We start from the raw sequence: 16,897 nt of genomic DNA on the forward strand, positions 1-16,897 counted from the left end.
TTCGGACCGGCTTTGTTCACTCTCCGCTGCCGAACTCTGTTTCTGTAGTTCCCGCCGTGGTATCCCTCGTAGTGCACGAGGGGGGAGACCATGTCCGACCACGAGATCCGGATCGCGCTGGTGCTCAACGGTGGCGTCAGCCTGGCGGTCTGGATGGGCGGCGTCACGCACGAGCTCGACCTGATCCGCCGCGCGTCGGCAGGCGGCGACGCACCGCCCTCACAGCCGTACGACGACCTGCTGGCGCAACGCTGGCGCGACCTGTGCCGCCGCGACGGCGAGGAACGCAAGGTCGTCGTCGACGTGATCGCCGGGACCAGCGCGGGCGGCCTGAACGGCTCGTTGCTCGCGACCGCGGTCTCGCACGGGTCGACGCTCGACCCCGGCGACGACAACGGGCCGTGGCTGCGGCAGAAGTGGGTCGGTCTGGGATCGCTGGAGGTCGGCAAGCTCGTCCCCGCCGTCGGCAAACCGTCCACGTCGGTGCTCGACGGCGACTACTTCCTGACCGAGCTCACACAGCTGCTCAAGGGCGTCGCCGGTGGTGGACAGTCCGCGGCGGCCGAGCCGGTGACCCTGTTCGTGACGGCGTCCGGGCTCGGGGTGCAGCAGTTCGAGGCGAAGGACGCGGCGGGGCAGCGGTTCGTCGTACCGGATCATCGGTACCTGTTCTGCTTCACCAGCGAGCAGCGCGCCCTGTACGACGGGGCGACGCGGACGTTCTCGCTGGATCCGGTGAACGGGTTGCGCGACACCAAGCTGCTGGCCCGGGCCGCGCGGGCGTCGGCGTCCTTCCCGGTCGCCTTCGGGCCGGTGCTGGAGACGCCGAACATGGCCACCAACCCGCCCCGGCTGCAGCCCGGTGCGCACACCGGCTCCGGCGCGTGGCTGGTGGACGGTGGCGTGCTCGACAACGCGCCGTTCGGGCCGGTGCTCGACGTCGTCGCCCGCCGGCCGGTGACCGGCAAGGCGAGCCGGTACGTCCTGTACGTCGTACCGTCGGCCGGGATCGGGCTGGCCGCGACTCGGTTGCCTGAGGCAACTGAACCGGGCTGGCAGGTGGCCGCGCTGTCCGCGGTGCAGTTCCCGCGCGAGGTGGACTTCCGGTCCGACGTCGAGCAGCTCGAACGGCTGCTGCTCGAGGCGGACGCGTCGTGGTCCGACACCCAGCGGCTGTACGACCGGACCGCGCGCCACCCGGAGGACCGGGGCGCGTTGCACAAGGCGGCCGCGCTGCTGCAGCCGGCGTACTCGCGCGGGCGAGCCGCGGGCGGAGTCTGGGAGGCCGTCACGATCGCCTCGCCGGACCGGTCGACGGTGCTCGACGCGGCGACGGCGTTGTCGGAGTCGGAGGTCGACGAGATCCTCGCGACCGACCACCCGTGGGTCCCCGGCCCGGACGGATCGACGGCGCTGCTGCGTGAGGACGCCGACGGGAATCACTGCTGGCCTTGGGGGACGGGCGCGGCCGAGCGCGTCGTACGGCTGGTACTGCGGTCGCTGCGGACCCAGATCGACACCGACGCGACGGGTGATCGCGACGTACTGGAGAAGTGGCTCAAGGCATCGAGCGACGCACTGCTGAAGGTGCTGGCGGTCCGGGACGCGCTTGCGGCCGAGCTGGCGGTGGCGGACCTCGACCTGCGGCCGGCGGGTGGGGCCGAGGCGGTCGCGGTCGGGCTGAACGACATCTTCGAGTCGCTGCAGATCCAGCGCGCGCTCGGCGACGAGTTCGCCGCGCTGGTCGCGGTCGTCGGGCCGGCGATGGTGGAGACGGCGCTGGAGGTCGAGATCGTGTCGCGCTGCACGTCGGCGCGGACGCCGCAGCAGCGCAGTGCGCCGTTCCAGTTCCTGCGGCTCGGGCCGGACATCCCGCTGACGCTGCTCGACGAACTGCCCGAGGGCTCGATCGCGAACGACCTGAAGGACAGGATCCTGTACGGGACGCAGGTCGGTCACTTCGGCGCGTTCGGTGCGGCCGAGTGGCGGCGCTGGGACTGGCTGATGGGTCGGCTGCACTGCGTCGCCCACCTCGGATCGATGCTCGGCGCCGAGCCGGACTGGATCCGGGAGACGCAGCGGCAGGTGCTCGCGGCGGAGGAGTGGACGGTCGACAAGCTGGCCGCTCAGGTGCGCAAGCTGGCCGAGGACTTCCCGGTCGACGCCGGGCTCGGTGCGCTGACGACGATGCGCGACGAGCTGAACGGATCCAAGGCCGGCAAGGCGACGACGCGCGGGCTGGCCGATCGGCTGGTCGAGGTGTCGGGTGGTCTGAGTCCGCGGGTCGGGGAGTGGGTGAAGGCTTCGGCGGCGCGCAAGAACGAGCCGCGGTCGTGGTTGCTGCGCGCTGTCCGGTGGTTCACGCGGCCGGCCCGGGAGACGTTGTGGAGCCGGCTGGTCCGCAAGCCGGAGCTTCAACAGGTACGGCGTCCGCTGGTGTTCGAGCCGTGGCTGCCGATCGCCGCGGCCGGGGTCGCGGTTCTGCTGCTCGTCGTCGCCGCGGTGGTCGCGGCGCCCGGCGTACGGATCGTTGCCGCGCTGCTCGCCGGGGTGGTGCTGGCGCTGGCGGCGGTGCTGTTCGTGGTGTCCTTCTCCGTCCGCAGGGCGCGCCGGCAGATCCGGCGATGGATCGCCGCGCGCCTTCCGGAGATCAGTCCATCGTCACGAAATCGATGAGCTCCTCGACCCGGCCGAGCAGGGCCGGGTCCAGGTCGGCGAAGCTCTTCACCTTGGACAGGATGTGCTTCCAGGCCGCGGCGACGTCGGCCTGGTCGGTGGCCGGCCAGCCGAAGGTCTTCAGCACGCCCTTCTTCCAGTCCTCGCCGTACGGGATCTTCGGCCACTCCGCGATCCCGACCGACGACGGCTTGACCGCCTCCCAGATGTCGATGAACGGGTGCCCGACGACCAGCACGTGCCGGTTGTTCACCTGCGCGGCGATCTTCGACTCCTTCGAGCCCTCGACCAGGTGGTCGACCAGGACGCCGAGCCGCCGGCCCGGGCCGGGCTGGTACCGGTTGACGATCGCGGGCAGGTCGTCGATGCCTTCCAGGTACTCGACGACGACGCCTTCGATCCTCAGGTCGTCACCCCAGACCCGCTCGACCAGCTCGGCGTCGTGCCGGCCTTCGACGTAGATCCGGCTCGCCCGCGCGACCCGGGCCCGGACGCCGTCCACGGCGACCGACCCCGACGCGGTCTTGGTCTTCTTCGCCGGCCCCGCCTTCTTCGGCGCGACCAGACTCACCGGCTTGCCGTCCACCCAGAACCCCGGCCCCATCGGGTAGGTCCGGATCTTGCCGAACCGGTCCTCCAGGTCGACGACGCCGTGCTCCCACCGCACGACCGCGCCGACGAACCCGGACGTCGGCTCCTCGACGACCATGCCCTTTTCGAGCTCGATGTCCACGGTCCGCCCGTTCTTGGGCTTGCGCCAGTCACCGGACAGCACGTCGTTCCCATACCTGTCAGCCACCCTCAAACCGTAGGCGCAGAACGGTCCCTCACCCGTCAGCCACACACCGTGGGATGGCAGGATCGGTTGTATGGCTTCGCTCACCGCCTACCAACTCCGCCCGGCGACCGCGGCCGACGGTGAGTTCCTCTACGCCCTGCACCGCGAGTCGCTCGGTACCGCCATCGAGGCGACCTGGGGCCCGTGGGACGACGCGGTGCAACGCGAGTTCCACCGTGACTGGTTCCGGCCCGACCAGGTCGAGATCGTCCTGGTCGACGGTGAACCGGCCGGGATGCTCGAGGTGCGTCCTCCCGCGGACGGCGTCGTCTACCTGTCCCGCATCGAGCTCGCCGCGAGCACTCGCGGCCGCGGCATCGGTACGGCGCTCATCGCCGACGTCGTCGACCGTGCTCGTTCCGTTGGCGCCACCGCCGTCGAGCTCGACGTACTGGAGCACAACCCCCGCGCGCGAAGCTTGTACGAGCGCGTCGGGTTCACGCTGGTCTCGGCCGCGCCGCCGAAACTCCGGCTTCGGCTCAAGCTGCCCCAGGGCTGAAACGAGGTCCCCGGCTTCACCTCGCCCACGGCTGAAACGAGGTCCCCGGCCGTAGTGAGGTCCCTGGCGCCCGGTAGCCCGTACGGCGTCTTCGACCAGTTGCCGCGTGCTCAGGCAGCCAGGTGGCGGACCTCGTACGCGTGGATCAGCGTGTCGCGGGTGACCAGCGTCAGCCCCTCGCACTGCGCCTGGGCGACCAGCATCCGGTCGAAGGGGTCGCGGTGCAGGGGCGGCAGCCGGCCGGCCTCGGCGGCGTGCCGGGCGCGGATCGGGAGCTCGAGCAGGCCGCTCTGCCCGACGACGTCGAGCCAGTCCTCGGGCATCCGCAGCTTGCCCGCGGCGGTCTTGATCGAGATCTCCCACAGGCTCGCGCCGCTGACGTACACCTCGAGCTCGGAATCGATCAGGTCCTTCACGCCGGGGGACAGCTCGTCGTCGTCGCTCAGCCACCAGAGCACGACGTGGGTGTCCAGCAGCAGCCGGGCCGGGGAGACCATCATGACGGCAGGAAGTCCCGGGCGATCCCGGCGTTGGTCTCGGCGGAGTCCCAGTCCTCGGCGGCCGAGAACCCGGTCAGCGAGCCGCGGCCGGGCCGCCGAACGGTGCTCGTCAGCGGCACCACCTTCGCGACGGGCCGCCCGGCGCGCATGATCACGATCTCGTCGCCGAGCTCGACCCGCTCGATGATGCGGGACAGCTGGGTCTTCGCCTCGTGCATGTTGAACTGCGTGGCTGTCTGGCTCACGACACACCCCCTACTTAGTCCGGTTAGCTAAGCTTAGGGGAGATGGCCGTACTCGACAAACTTCTAGACCGTCGAGGTGGCGTGGGCGGCCTTGGTGGTGCGGTGGGGGAGGAGGACGGTGAGCAGGAGGTAGACGAGCAGTCCCGCCGCGAGGCCGACCACCCAGGAGTAGTCGTAGAGCGGCTTGAGGAACGGGATGAGGCCGCCGGAAGGGAAAGGACCGCCGTACGCGCCGCCGACGGCCAGGACCGAGCCGACGACGGTGGCGAGCACGGCTCGCCAGTTCCAGCCGGCGGTGTACCAGTAGCGCCGGTGCGGCAGGTAGAGGTCGGCGAGGAAGAGGTGGGTGCGGTCGATCAGCCAGTAGCCGGCGATCAGGACCCCGGCCACCGAAGCCAGCAGGCCGCCGTAGAAGCCCAGCCAGGCGAAGATGTAGATGTCCGGATCGGTGAGCAGGCGCCACGGCTGGATCAGGACGCCGATCACGCCGGTCAGCAGACCCGCCGTACGGAAGGTGAGCCAGCGGGGAAGCGCGTTCGCGAAGTCGTACGACGGACTGACGACGTTCGCCGCGACGTTGCACGACATCGTGGCCAGGATCGCCATCACCAGGCCGATCGTCACGACCACCGGGTTCTCGAAGCGGCGGGTCAGCTCGACCGGGTCCCAGATCGCCGAGCCGTAGACGATCACCGTGCCCGAGGTGGTGACGATCGAGACCAGCGCGATGAACGACATCGTGGTCGGCAGGCCGATGATCTGCCCGATCACCTGCTGGCGCTGGCCGGCGCCGAACCGGGTGAAGTCCGGCATGTTCAGCGACAGCGTCGCCCAGAAGGCGATCATGCCCATCAGCGACGGCGCGAAGATCTTCCAGAAGTCGGCGTCCCAGCCGAGCGCCGACGGCTGCGACAGGATCGGGCCGGGCCCGCCGGCCTTGACCAGGATCGCGACCATCAGCGCGAGGAAGGCGACCGTGACCAGCGGCGCGGCCCAGTTCTCGAACCGCCGCAGCCCTTCGATCCCGCGCCAGATCAGCCACATCTGCAGCAGCCAGAAGAACCCGAAGCTCAGCCAGAGCGTCCACGGGTGCCCGCCGACCGACGTGGCGTTCTGCCAGCCGGACCCCGCGAGCTCACCGACGATCACGTGGATCGCCTGCCCGCCGATCCAGGTCTGGATGCCGAACCAGCCGCACGCGACGAAGGCCCGCAGCAGCGCCGGGAAGTTCGCGCCGCGGACACCGTAGAAGGCCCGCGCGAACACCGGGAACGGGATCCCGTACTTGGTCCCCGCATGACTGTTCAGCAGCAGCGGCACCAGCACGATCAGGTTTCCGAGCGTGATGGTAAGGAACGCCTGCAGCCAGTTCATCCCGAGCGCGACCAGGCCGGAGGCGAGCAGGTAGCTGGGGATGTTGTGCGCCATCCCCATCCACAGCGCCGCGTAGTTGTACGTCGTCCAGTGCCGCTGGCTGATCCGCGTCGGCGCGAGCTCCTCGTTGCCGTACCGGCTCTCCGCGACCACCGTCGGGTCGTCGAGCTCGACCCTTCCGTCCGGGTGATCGAGCTGATCCGTGTTGACCATTGGTCCCACCTCATCCCGTCGGGGCGCCTCGCACACAACGTGCGGGATGAGGTGTCACTGTGTCAACGGATAACCACTACTAGTGCTCGGGCCCCAGCAACGGCAGCGTCGGACGACGCGGAGCACCCAGTACGCCGTACCCACGGCGTACGGCGTGCTCGAGCTGCTCGACCGGCCAGGGCCAGTCGTCGGTGTGCTTCAGCGCGTCGTCGAGCGACGTCCCGGCGTGGTGCAGACCGGAGATCGTGTTCGCGACCGTGCCCAGGTGCCCGGCCTGGTCGCGGACGAACTCCGCGTCGACGACCGCGCCGTGCCCCGGGACCACCTTCGACTCCGCGCCGAGCAGCCCGATCACGCGGTCGAGCGTCTCCGGCCATTCGAGCGGGTACGAGTCGTCGCCGTACGACGGCGGCGCGGACTCCTCGACCAGGTCGCCGACGAAGAACACGTCCGCCTCCGGTACGACGACCACGGCGTCCCCGTCGGTGTGCGCGTTGCCCAGGTGCAGCAGCTCGACCCGCCGGCCGCCCAGGTCGATCACCTTCGCCACGGAGAAGGTGTTGTCGACGGCAACCAGTTCGGTCGCGGCGACCTCGGCCAGTACCTCGGCAGCGATCTCCGGGTACGCCGGGTCGGTGCCCGGGTGGACGCGGTAGTGCTCCTGCAGCGCCGGGCCGCGCTCGGCCAGCGCCGTCGCGGCGTTCTCGTGCGCGTAGCTCGACGCTTCCGTGAAGACTGAGTTCCCGAACGTGTGGTCGAAGTGCGCGTGCGTGTTGACGACCCACTTCACCGGCAGGTCGGTCAGCTCCCGGACCTCGGCCAGCACCTGCTCGGCCTGCGCCGTCGAGGCCCGCGGATCGATCACCAGCGCGCCGTCGTCACCGACCACCAGTCCGACGTTCAGGTCCCACTCGCGATACCGGCGGACCCAGCATCGATCACCCAGCTCGGTCCACTCACTCATGCCACGGACTTTAGCCTTCGGCGTCAGTGGGTCAGCACGTCACCCTGCTGCACGTCGGACTTGTCCAGGTCCTGCAGCAGCAGCCCGACGTTGTCGCCCGCGACCGCCTGGTCGGTCGTCCGCCGGAACATCTCCACGCCGGTGACGACGGTCCGCAGCACCTCGGCGCCGCCCCGCTGCACACCGACCGTGTCGTGCACCCGGACCATCCCGGCCAGCACCCGCCCGGTGATGACGGTCCCACGTCCGGTGATCGAGAACACGTCCTCCACCCGCAGCTGGAACGGCACGTCGTCCTGCACCCGCGTCACGGCGTCCTGCGGCCGCTCGTCGTTCTTCCAGAACTTCCATCCCATGTCGGCGACCCTATGCGGTGGCCGGTTCCGGTAAGCGATATCCATCGGGTGGGAAGGGGCTTGAAGGGCCCGGTGGACCCGCCTAGGGTCACCTAGGCGGTACAAAGATCCGATCTCTGAAGGGCAGGCGGCGTGACGACACGACGGGCACTGGTGGTCCGGGGCGGCTGGGAAGGCCATCTCCCGGTCGAGGCGACCGAGCTGTTCATCCCCTTCCTGCGGGACAACGACTTCGAGGTGACGGTCTCCGACAGCACCTCGAGCTACCTCGACCTGGACGGTACCGACCTGGTGCTGCAGTGCATCAGCATGGGCGAGATCACCGCCGAGGAAACCAAGGGACTCGAGGCCGCGGTCCGGGCCGGCACCGGCCTGGCCGGCTGGCACGGCGGCATCGTCGACTCGTTCCGCGGCAACGTGGACTACAACTTCATGACCGGTGGCCAGTTCATCTCGCACCCGGGCGGCTTCGTCGACCACCGGATCGAGGTGGTCGCCGACGACCCGATCGTCGAAGGCATCGAGCAGTTCGACCTGCACACCGAGCAGTACTACGTGCACGCCGACCCGAGCAACAACGTCCTGGCGACCACGACCTTCCGGGCCCACCCGGACTACCCGTGGATCGAGGGCGCGACGATGCCCGCGGTCTGGACCCGCACCTGGGGCGAGGGCAAGGTCTTCGTCTGTACGCCGGGCCACAGCCTGGCCGACCTGGACACCCCCGAGGTCCGCACGATCATCGAGCGGGGGCTGCTGTGGGCGAGCAAGTGACCCGGATCGGGATCGTCGGCACCGGCGTCATCAGCGGCACCTACCTGGACCACCTGGCCAAGCTGCCGGGCGTCGAGGTGGCCGCGGTGGCCGACCTGGACGTGTCGCGGGCGCAGGTCGTGGCCGACGCGCACCCCGGCGTACGGGCGCTGTCATCGGACGACCTGATGGCCGACCCGGACGTCGACGTCGTGCTCAACCTGACCATCCCGGCCGCGCACGCGCCGGTGCACCGGGCCGCGCTCGAGGCCGGCAAGCACACGTACGGCGAGAAGCCGCTGGCCGTCGACCGGGCCGAGGCCAAGCCGCTGCTCGAGCTGGCCGAGGCCAAGGGCCTGCGGATCGGCTGCGCGCCGGACACCGTGCTCGGCACCGGGACGCAGACCGCGCGTGCCGTGATCGACCGCGGCGACATCGGCGTACCGACGGCGGCCAGTGCGTCGTTCGTGACGCCCGGGCACGAGCTGTGGCACCCGGCGCCGGAGTTCTACTACCAGCCCGGCGGCGGACCGCTGCTCGACATGGGTCCGTACTACGTGACCAGCCTGGTCACACTGCTCGGACCGGTACGACGGGTGACCGGCCGTGCGGGTCGCTCGCAGGAGGAGCGCAAGGTGCACACCGGCCCGCGGGCCGGGGAGATCTTCCCGGTCGACGTACCGACGCACGTCACCGGCATCCTCGAGCACGAGTCGGGCGCGCTGACGACCGTGCTGATGTCGTTCGACGTGTGGGCCGCGCGGTTGCCGCGGATCGAGATCTACGGCACCGACGGCAGCCTGTCAGTGCCCGACCCGAACGCGTTCGACGGCACGGTCGAGATCGCGACCGCGGCGCGGCGCGAGTGGACCGAGGTCCCGGTGGCCGGCGGGTACGCCGGAGCCGGGCGCGGCGTCGGAGTTGCTGACCTGGCGCGCGCGATCCGTACCGGCGGGCCGCACCGCGCGGACGGTGCGCTGGCCTTCCACGTGCTCGACGTCCTGGAGTCGCTGCTCGAGGCGGCCGCCAAGGATCAGCCGGTGGACGTCACCAGCACGGTCGAGCGCCCGGCCGCAGTACCGTTGGGAGCCTCGCCCGAAACTGCCTAGGCAGCGATCCGCTGCTACGGGTCGGTAGACTGGCACTCGGACTGACTGAGTGCCAGTCGGGACGTTACGGCCGACCGAGAGAGGGTGGTGCGCGTGCTGGACGAGCGCAAACTGGACGTGCTCCGGGCCATCGTCGAGGACTACGTGGCGACCCATGAGCCGGTCGGGTCCAAGACGCTGGTCGACCGGCACAACCTCGGTGTCTCGCCGGCGACCGTGCGCAACGACATGGCCGCGCTGGAGGAGGAGGGGTACATCACCCAGCCGCACACCAGCGCCGGCCGGATCCCGACCGACGCCGGGTACCGGCTGTTCGTCGACAAGCTGAGCACGGTCAAGACGCTGTCGGCGGCCGAGAAGAAGGCGATCTCGTCGTTCCTCACCGGCGCGGTCGACCTCGACGACGTCGTCCGCCGTACCGTCCGGCTGCTGGCGCAGATCACCCGCCAGGTCGCGATCGTGCAGTACCCGACGCTGATCCGCTCGAGCGTGCGGCACGTCGAGGTCGTCACGATGACCCCGCGGCGGCTGCTGCTGGTGCTGATCACGAGCACCGGCCGGGTCGAGCAGCGGATCGTCGAGACCCAGGTCGACGTCGACGAGCAGCTGATCGCCGACCTGCGCTCCCGGCTCAACACCGTGCTCACCGGCCAGCGGCTGAGCGACGCGACGACTGCGCTGACCAGCGTGGCCGAGACCTTCCCGCCGGCCGACCGGCCGTTCGTCACGACGATCGTGACGACGCTGCTGGAGGCCTTCACCGACGAGGGCGAGCAGCGGATCGCGGTCGGCGGCGCGGCCAACCTGACCCGGTACGGTGACGACTTCGAGCGCAACGTGAAACCCGTGCTGGAAGCGCTCGAGGAGCACGTGATCCTGCTCAAGCTGCTCGGCGAGGCGACCCACCCGCAGACCCTCACGGTCCGGATCGGGCACGAGAACCCGTACGAGGGGCTGGCCACCACGTCGGTGGTCGCCACCGGCTACGGCCCCAAGTCGGAGGCGCTGGCCACCCTCGGCATCGTCGGCCCGACCCACATGGACTACCCCAGCACGATGGGCGCCGTCCGCGCCGTCGCGCGCTACGTCAGCCAGATCCTGGCCGACTCATGACCACTTCGCGATTCCCCTACCTCTGGTCTGGAGTATGAGCACCGATTACTACGCCGTTCTCGGCGTCAGCCGTGACGCGTCCCAGGACGAGATCAAGAAGGCCTACCGCAAGCTGGCCCGTCAGTACCACCCGGACGTGAACGACTCCGAGGACGCGCACGCCAAGTTCCAGGAGATCGGGCGCGCCTTCCAGGTGCTGAGCGACCCCCAGAAGAAGCAGGTCCACGATCTCGGCGGCGACCCGTTCGCGAGCGCCGGACCGGGTGGGGCGGGCGCGGGCTTCGGCCAGGCGTTCACCTTCACCGACATCATGGACGCCTTCTTCGGCCAGACCGGGGGAGCGACCAGAGGACCACGGCCGCGGACGCGGCGCGGCCAGGACGCGCTGATCCCGTTGCGGATCGACCTGAGCGAGGCCGCGTTCGGTACGACGCGGGAGCTGAAGGTCGACACCGCGGTGCTGTGCCCGACGTGTTCGGGTTCTGGCGCGGCGGCCGGCTCCGAGCCGGTCACCTGCGAGGTCTGCCACGGGCGGGGCGAGGTCACGCACACGCAGCGCTCGTTCCTCGGTGAGGTCCGCACGATGCGCCCGTGCCCGAACTGCCGCGGCTTCGGGACGACGATCCCGAGCCCGTGCGTCGAGTGCTCCGGCGACGGGCGCGTGCGCTCGCGCCGTACGGTCACCGTGAAGATCCCCGGCGGTGTCGACAGCGGCACCCGCGTCCAGCTGTCCGGCCAGGGCGAGGTCGGCCCCGGCGGCGGCCCCGCGGGCGACCTGTACGTCGAGATCGAGGTCGAGCCGCACGAGATCTTCAGCCGCAACGGCGACGACCTGCACTGCACGGTCACGCTGCCGATGACCGCTGCCGCCCTCGGCACGACGATCGACCTGCCGACGCTGGAGGGCGAGACCATGCCCCTGGAGATCCGCCCCGGCACGCAGTCCGGCACCGCGATGACGCTGACCGCCCGAGGCGTCCCGCGCCTGCGCCACGCCGGCCGCGGCGACCTGATCGTCCAGATCATCGTCGAGACCCCGACGAAGCTCGACGACCACCAGGCCCAGATCCTCCGCGACCTCGCCGCCTCCCGCGGCGAGGAGCGCCCCCAGGGCCAGGTCCAAGCCACCCACAAGGGCGTCTTCGGCCGCCTCCGCGACGCCTTCGGCGCCCACTGAACGCAGGACGGACTACCCCGACGATGGGTCTCGCAGTCTTCCACCTGGCCGACCTGGGCCAGGCACACGCGCCGGAGCCTTCCGACGGAGCCGCCGACCAACAGGCGGCCCCGCCGCGACTGGCACGCGAGGACGCCGCCCCCGCTCCCGGCGTAGCAGGCGGGCCCGGGGTCGAGGACGCCGGGCTCGTAGCTGGTGGGTCCGGGGTCGAGGACGCCGCGCCCGCAGTTGGTGGACCTGGACGCGACGAGGCAGCGCCCGTAGCCGGTGGACCCGGGGGCGAGGACGCGTCTGCTCCCGGCGGAGCCGGTGAGCTCGGGGGCGCCGGCTCCTCCTCTCCCTCCCGCTCCTCCGCCGCAGGCGGAGGAGCGGAGTTGGTGCTCGGCGGTGCCGAGGGTCGGCATGCGGCGGTGGTGCGGCGCATCGGACCCGGCGAGCGGGTTCGGTTGACCGATGGCGTGGGGAACTTCGCCGAAGGTCCGGTGACTGCCTCCTCCAAGGCCGGCATCACCGTTTCCGTTGACCGGCGGGGGAGTGTGCCCAAGCCGGCTCCCCGGCTGGTCGTCGTACAGGCCTTGCCCAAAGGGGAGCGGGCCGAGCTGGCCGTCGAGATGCTGACCGAGGTCGGCGTCGATCTGATCGTTCCCTGGAACGCGGAGCGGAGTCAGTTCCGGGCCAACCCCGAACGCGTGGAGAAGACGCTGACCAAGTGGCGTGCCTGGGCGTTCGAGGCGAGCAAGCAGTCGCGGCGGAGCTGGTTCTGCGAGGTAGCTCCGGTGGCATCGACGGCCGACGTCGCGCAACTCGTTCAGGCAGCCGGGCTGGCCGCCGTGCTGCACGAAGAGGCCAAGACACCGCTGGCGACACTGAACCCACCACCCACCGGTGACGTGGTGATTGTCGTAGGGCCTGAGGGCGGCATCACCGAGGCCGAGCTCGAGGCTTTCCGCGCCGAGCCGGTGCTGCTCGGCGACACCGTGCTGAGGACGTCGACAGCCGGCGTTGCCGCGGCGTCCGTCCTGCTCGCCAGATCTCGTTGGAGGACAGCGGTTTGAGCTCGATGGACTGGCTGGAGTGGCACTCGTCGTACGAGGACGAGGAGTCGCCCCTGAGCCGCCGCCTCGCCTCCGTGCAGCGCGCGATCAGGCAATGTCTGGACGCCGACCCGGACGCCAAGCTCCAGGCGGTCAGCGCCTGCGCCGGCCAAGGCCGCGACCTGATCGAGGTCCTCGCGACCCACCCCGCGCGCGGCCGCGTGACGGCGCGCCTCGTCGAGCTCGACCACCGCAACGCCGGCCTGGCCCGCGCGGCGGCGACCGTCAACGGTCTCACCGGCGTCGAGGTCGTCGAGGCCGACGCCGGCAGCACCGACGCGTACGCCGGCGCCGTACCGGCCGATCTCGTGCTGTTCTGCGGCGTCTTCGGCAACATCAGCGACGCCGACGTCGAGGCCACCGTCAGGGCGCTCCCGCAGTTCTGCGCACCTGGCGCGACGGTCGTCTGGACCCGCACCCGCGAGGCCCCCGACCTCTGCCCGTCGATCCGCGACTGGTTCAAGAGCGCCGGCTTCGACGAGATCTCGTACGACGCCCCGAACGACGTGCGCTGGTCGGTCGGCGTCCACCGCCTCACCGCTGACCCGCAGGAGCTGCAGCCCGGCCAGCAGCTCTTCAGCTTCGTCCGGCACCCCGACGCGCAGTCAATCTGAGAGCCGGGCTACTTCACCACGAGCGTCTTCGTGTCGGTCGAGGTCTGCCGCCCGTCCGCTGCCGACACCTCGAAGACCTCGAGCGTGTACCGCCCGGCGGGCAGCTTCGGCACGACGAACGAGTACGGCGTGAGCTTGAACGCCTCCTCGGTCGTGGCCACTCCTTCGTCGAGCACCTTGCGGTTGGTGTCGGAGGTGATCCGCCAGTTCAGCTGGGCCTCGTTCACCGCCGCGATGCCGCTCACCTTGAACGGTGTCTTGAGCACCGCGCCGTTGTCCGGCGAGGTGATCCAGATGTACGCCTGGACGTCGAGCGACTGGGCCCGGCCGAGCGGCTGCTTGACGTCGACCCCGAACAGCTGCGGCACCGGCCTGCCCTGCAGCGTGACCTCGACCGGGACGGTCGCCTTGCTGGCGCCCTGGACCGTGTAGACGAGCTGCTGCAGCGCCATCTCCGCGACGTCCGGCTCCAGCCGTGCCTTCGGCACCGACTTGAAGTCCACCGTCGTCAGCGATCCGGACATCCGGACCTCGGAGACCTGCGCGCCGGTCCACGGGGAGCTGTAGTCGGGGTCGTCGGCCTTGCCCGACACCATCAGCTGCACGGCCGAGTACGTCGCCCGGCCCTTGAACGGCACGAAGGTCCGGTACAGCCGGACGCCGGGACCGCTCTCGAACCCGACCGTCTCGCCGAGCCAGTAGACCGGGACCGCCCCCGCGCTCTCCGGCTCCGGCTTGCCCCTGGTCTGCGACGTCTTCGGCGTCGGCGCTGTCGGCTTCTGGTCGGACGGCACCGGCGATGGCGCTCTCGTCGGCTCGGGCGTCCCCGTGCGCGCGCTCTCCGGCGACCCGGTCGCGGTGGCCGTGGTGTCCGGCCCGCCCGCGACTTCGCTGTCCCCGGCCTGCCGGTTGTCGCCGTTCAGTACGGCGAACGCCCCGACCGCGGCGGCGGTCCCGAGCACGGCGGCGCCGGCGGTGACCAGCCAGGGACGGCGGTTCACCGGCTTGCGTGTGGTCCGGACCCGGGCCTGGATCTCGTGCAGCCCGTCGGCCGGCTCGATCCGGTCGGCCTCGTGGTGCAGGGCCCGTCGCATCAGCTCGTCGAAGTCGTCACTCGGCTGGTGGTCGTTCATGTGCTCTGCTCCAGGACCTGGCGCAGGGACTTGGTCGCCCGCGCGGCATGGCTCTTGACCGATCCCCGGCTGATCCCCATCGTGTCGGCGATCTCCGCCTCCGACAGGTCACCGTAGTACCGCAGCACCATCACGGTGCGCTGCTTCTCCGGCAGGGTGCGCATCGCCTCGATCACCCGGTCGGTCTCCGCGGTCCGCAGCACCGCCTGCTCGGCGCTCGGCTCGTCGGGCAGCGAGCGCGGCATGTGCTTGTCGACGACGACCAGGTGCCGCTGCCGGGAGCGGCAGCGGTTCACCACGGCGGTCCGGAGGTAGGCCAGCGCCTTGTGCGGATCGCGCAGCCGGTGCCAGCGGGCGTGCATCGCCACGAAGGCGTCCTGCACGATCTCCTCCGCCGTGCCCCGGTCACGCAGCAGCAGGGCACCGAGGCGGACCAACGACGTGTAGTGCGCCGTGTAGACAGCCGTCAGCGCCTCGTCGGCATTCCACGAGGAGTCCTGAGCCACGCACTCGTCATACACCACGGCCGGTTGTGCCACATGACGAAGACGCGGAGGACGTGTCCCAGGTTGACAGCAATTCCGGGCGGGCTTGTGGCACGTGGATTCCTGTCACTGGACGGCTCCGTTCCCTCACTGAGCGTGTTGGAGCATATTACCGGTGAGGCTGTCGGTGCGGACGGCTAGCATGGACGCAGTCAGCAGCATCGTCCTCAGGAGGAGAAGAGCCTGTCCAGGCCACGCAGTATCGAGCCGTCGCACCCGAACGCGGCGCGCGCCGGCGGAAACGAGCCGCCAAAGGCGTCCCACAAGATCGTCGTGCCGAACAGCATCGACATGGTGGCGCTGCTCGGAGCCCGGGACGAGTTCCTCCGGATCATCGAGAAGGAGTTCGCCGCCGACATCATGGTCCGCGGCAACGAGATCACGATGAACGGCGAGCCGGCCGAGCTGGCCCTGACCGAGCGGCTGGTCGACGATCTGATCGCCGTCGTCCGGACCGGTCACGGGCTGACCGCCGACTCCGTCGAGCGCAGCATCGCGATGATCAAGGCCGAGACCGTCGAGAGCCCGGCCGATGTCCTGACCCAGAACATCCTGTCCAGCCGCGGCCGCACGATCCGGCCCAAGACGCTGAACCAGAAGCGCTACGTGGACGCGATCGACAAGAACACGATCGTGTTCGGCATCGGCCCGGCCGGGACGGGCAAGACGTACCTGGCGGTCGCCAAGGCGGTCCAGGCGCTGCAGGCCAAGGAGGTCAACCGGATCATCCTGACCCGGCCGGCCGTCGAGGCCGGCGAGCGGCTCGGCTTCCTGCCCGGCACGCTGTCGGAGAAGATCGACCCGTACCTGCGCCCGCTGTACGACGCGCTGCACGACATGCTCGACCCGGAGTCGATCCCGCGGCTGATGACGGCCGGCACGATCGAGATCGCGCCGCTGGCCTACATGCGCGGCCGGACCCTGAACGACGCCTTCATCATCCTGGACGAGGCGCAGAACACCTCGCCCGAGCAGATGAAGATGTTCCTCACCCGGCTCGGCTTCGGCTCCAAGATGGTCGTCACCGGTGACGTCACCCAGGTCGACCTGCCGACCGGGACGAACTCCGGCCTGCGGGTCGTGCAGGACATCCTGGAAGGCGTGCAGGACCTCACGTTCTGCCGGCTCACGTCGCACGACGTGGTCCGGCACAAGCTGGTCGGCCGGATCGTGTCGGCCTACGAAAACTACGAAGGCAGCGCTGAACCGAACCGATGAACGTCGAGGTCAACAACGAGTCCGGCGTGGAGATCGACGCCCACGGACTGATGCGGCTGAGCCGCTTCGTGATGTCGAGCCTGCGCCTGCACCCCGAGTGCGAGCTGTCGATCAAGCTGGTCGACGAGGACACGATGGCGCGGTACCACGTCGAGTTCCTGGACCTGCCCGGTCCGACCGACGTGATGTCGTGGCCGATGGACGAGCTGCGTCCGGGCAGTGACTCCGACGACACCGAGCCCCCGCTCGGGCACCTGGGCGACATCGCCCTGTGCCCGACGGTGGCCGCGGCCCAGGGCGCGAAGGCCGGCCACGGGACGTGGGCCGAGCTCGAGCTGCTGACCGTGCACGGCATCCTGCACCTGCTCGGGTACGACCACGCCGAACCGGCCGAGAAGGCGGAGATGTGGGAGGTCCAGGGCCGGCTGCTGGAAGCCTGGCGGGCCCCGGGCAACCGGCTCGGCGAGGAGTGACGT

18 protein-coding genes are annotated in these 16,897 nt (G+C 70.3%); 10 read left to right on the forward strand and 8 right to left on the reverse strand.

The features are described from left to right. Positions 1-90 precede the first annotated feature (90 nt). Positions 91-2,676, forward strand: coding sequence for a DUF3376 domain-containing protein (locus tag ACLQ2O_RS27800; protein ID WP_425836660.1), 2,586 nt, complete (start codon positions 91-93; stop codon positions 2,674-2,676). Here ACLQ2O_RS27800 and ACLQ2O_RS27805 read toward each other — a convergent pair. Next, the gene (locus ACLQ2O_RS27805) at positions 2,651-3,475 is read right to left on the reverse strand and encodes a DUF3097 domain-containing protein (RefSeq protein ID WP_425836662.1); all 825 of its coding nucleotides are present in this window, start codon (positions 3,473-3,475) and stop codon (positions 2,651-2,653) included. The two genes, ACLQ2O_RS27800 and ACLQ2O_RS27805, sit on opposite strands and share 26 nt — an antisense overlap. 70 nt (positions 3,476-3,545) lie before the next feature. Here ACLQ2O_RS27805 and ACLQ2O_RS27810 point away from each other — a divergent pair, with 70 nt between their 5' ends. Further along, complete coding sequence (locus ACLQ2O_RS27810) at positions 3,546-4,013, forward strand: GNAT family N-acetyltransferase (protein WP_425836665.1); 468 nt, start codon at positions 3,546-3,548, stop codon at positions 4,011-4,013. Positions 4,014-4,123: 110 nt separating this feature from the next. Here ACLQ2O_RS27810 and ACLQ2O_RS27815 read toward each other — a convergent pair whose 3' ends face one another. The 5 genes from ACLQ2O_RS27815 to ACLQ2O_RS27835 form a co-directional block, all read right to left on the reverse strand. After that, positions 4,124-4,513 (reverse strand): type II toxin-antitoxin system VapC family toxin, encoded by a 390-nt coding sequence (locus ACLQ2O_RS27815; protein WP_425836668.1) that lies wholly within the window; start codon positions 4,511-4,513, stop codon positions 4,124-4,126. Continuing rightward, entirely contained in the window at positions 4,510-4,758 is a 249-nt protein-coding gene (locus ACLQ2O_RS27820; RefSeq protein WP_425836671.1) for a type II toxin-antitoxin system Phd/YefM family antitoxin, read from the reverse strand. Before ACLQ2O_RS27820 ends, ACLQ2O_RS27815 begins: the two co-directional genes overlap by 4 nt. Before the next feature lie 63 nt (positions 4,759-4,821). Continuing rightward, on the reverse strand, positions 4,822-6,345 hold the full coding sequence (locus tag ACLQ2O_RS27825; RefSeq protein WP_425836673.1) for an NCS1 family nucleobase:cation symporter-1: 1,524 nt from the start codon (positions 6,343-6,345) through the stop codon (positions 4,822-4,824). Positions 6,346-6,424: 79 nt separating this feature from the next. Beyond that, positions 6,425-7,309: an MBL fold metallo-hydrolase gene (locus ACLQ2O_RS27830; RefSeq protein WP_425836676.1), complete on the reverse strand. Its 885-nt coding sequence runs from the start codon at positions 7,307-7,309 to the stop codon at positions 6,425-6,427. Positions 7,310-7,332: 23 nt separating this feature from the next. Continuing rightward, entirely contained in the window at positions 7,333-7,665 is a 333-nt protein-coding gene (locus ACLQ2O_RS27835) for an EF-Tu/IF-2/RF-3 family GTPase (RefSeq protein ID WP_425836678.1), read from the reverse strand. Between the two features lie 132 nt (positions 7,666-7,797). On the opposite strand from ACLQ2O_RS27835, the gene ACLQ2O_RS27840 reads away from it, so the two are divergent. The 6 genes from ACLQ2O_RS27840 to ACLQ2O_RS27865 all read left to right on the forward strand — a co-directional run bounded on the left by ACLQ2O_RS27840 (position 7,798) and on the right by ACLQ2O_RS27865 (position 13,525). Continuing rightward, positions 7,798-8,439, forward strand: a complete 642-nt coding sequence (locus ACLQ2O_RS27840; protein ID WP_425836681.1) for a ThuA domain-containing protein — start codon at positions 7,798-7,800, stop codon at positions 8,437-8,439. Next, positions 8,424-9,527 (forward strand): Gfo/Idh/MocA family protein, encoded by a 1,104-nt coding sequence (locus ACLQ2O_RS27845; protein ID WP_425836684.1) that lies wholly within the window; start codon positions 8,424-8,426, stop codon positions 9,525-9,527. The genes ACLQ2O_RS27840 and ACLQ2O_RS27845 overlap by 16 nt, the downstream gene beginning before the upstream one ends. Before the next feature lie 93 nt (positions 9,528-9,620). After that, complete coding sequence (gene hrcA, locus ACLQ2O_RS27850; protein WP_425836687.1) at positions 9,621-10,640, forward strand: heat-inducible transcriptional repressor HrcA; 1,020 nt, start codon at positions 9,621-9,623, stop codon at positions 10,638-10,640. A 34-nt stretch (positions 10,641-10,674) separates the two neighbouring features. Continuing rightward, complete coding sequence (dnaJ, locus tag ACLQ2O_RS27855; RefSeq protein WP_425836690.1) at positions 10,675-11,817, forward strand: molecular chaperone DnaJ; 1,143 nt, start codon at positions 10,675-10,677, stop codon at positions 11,815-11,817. 23 nt (positions 11,818-11,840) lie between these two features. After that, positions 11,841-12,872 (forward strand): 16S rRNA (uracil(1498)-N(3))-methyltransferase, encoded by a 1,032-nt coding sequence (locus ACLQ2O_RS27860; protein WP_425836693.1) that lies wholly within the window; start codon positions 11,841-11,843, stop codon positions 12,870-12,872. A gap of 5 nt (positions 12,873-12,877) precedes the next feature. Beyond that, complete coding sequence (locus ACLQ2O_RS27865) at positions 12,878-13,525, forward strand: SAM-dependent methyltransferase (RefSeq protein ID WP_425837804.1); 648 nt, start codon at positions 12,878-12,880, stop codon at positions 13,523-13,525. An 8-nt stretch (positions 13,526-13,533) separates the two neighbouring features. Here the strand turns inward: ACLQ2O_RS27865 and ACLQ2O_RS27870 are convergent, their stop codons facing one another. Both ACLQ2O_RS27870 and ACLQ2O_RS27875 read right to left on the reverse strand, forming a co-directional pair. Beyond that, positions 13,534-14,658 carry a Gmad2 immunoglobulin-like domain-containing protein gene (locus ACLQ2O_RS27870; protein ID WP_425836696.1) on the reverse strand — a complete coding sequence of 375 codons (1,125 nt, stop codon included), beginning with the start codon at positions 14,656-14,658 and terminating at the stop codon, positions 13,534-13,536. Beyond that, on the reverse strand, positions 14,655-15,164 hold the full coding sequence (locus tag ACLQ2O_RS27875; protein ID WP_425836698.1) for a SigE family RNA polymerase sigma factor: 510 nt from the start codon (positions 15,162-15,164) through the stop codon (positions 14,655-14,657). The genes ACLQ2O_RS27870 and ACLQ2O_RS27875 overlap by 4 nt, the downstream gene beginning before the upstream one ends. A gap of 330 nt (positions 15,165-15,494) precedes the next feature. Between ACLQ2O_RS27875 and ACLQ2O_RS27880 the strand changes: the two genes are divergently transcribed. Together ACLQ2O_RS27880 and ybeY are read left to right on the forward strand one after the other, a co-directional pair. Next, positions 15,495-16,421: a PhoH family protein gene (locus tag ACLQ2O_RS27880; RefSeq protein WP_425837807.1), complete on the forward strand. Its 927-nt coding sequence runs from the start codon at positions 15,495-15,497 to the stop codon at positions 16,419-16,421. Beyond that, a complete protein-coding gene (ybeY, locus tag ACLQ2O_RS27885) occupies positions 16,418-16,894 on the forward strand; it encodes an rRNA maturation RNase YbeY (protein WP_184793580.1) in 477 nt (158 codons plus the stop codon). The genes ACLQ2O_RS27880 and ybeY overlap by 4 nt, the downstream gene beginning before the upstream one ends. Positions 16,895-16,897: the final 3 nt, after the last annotated feature.

The organism is Kribbella sp. DT2 (assembly GCF_049844575.1).
In the GTDB taxonomy this organism is placed as follows: domain Bacteria; phylum Actinomycetota; class Actinomycetes; order Propionibacteriales; family Kribbellaceae; genus Kribbella.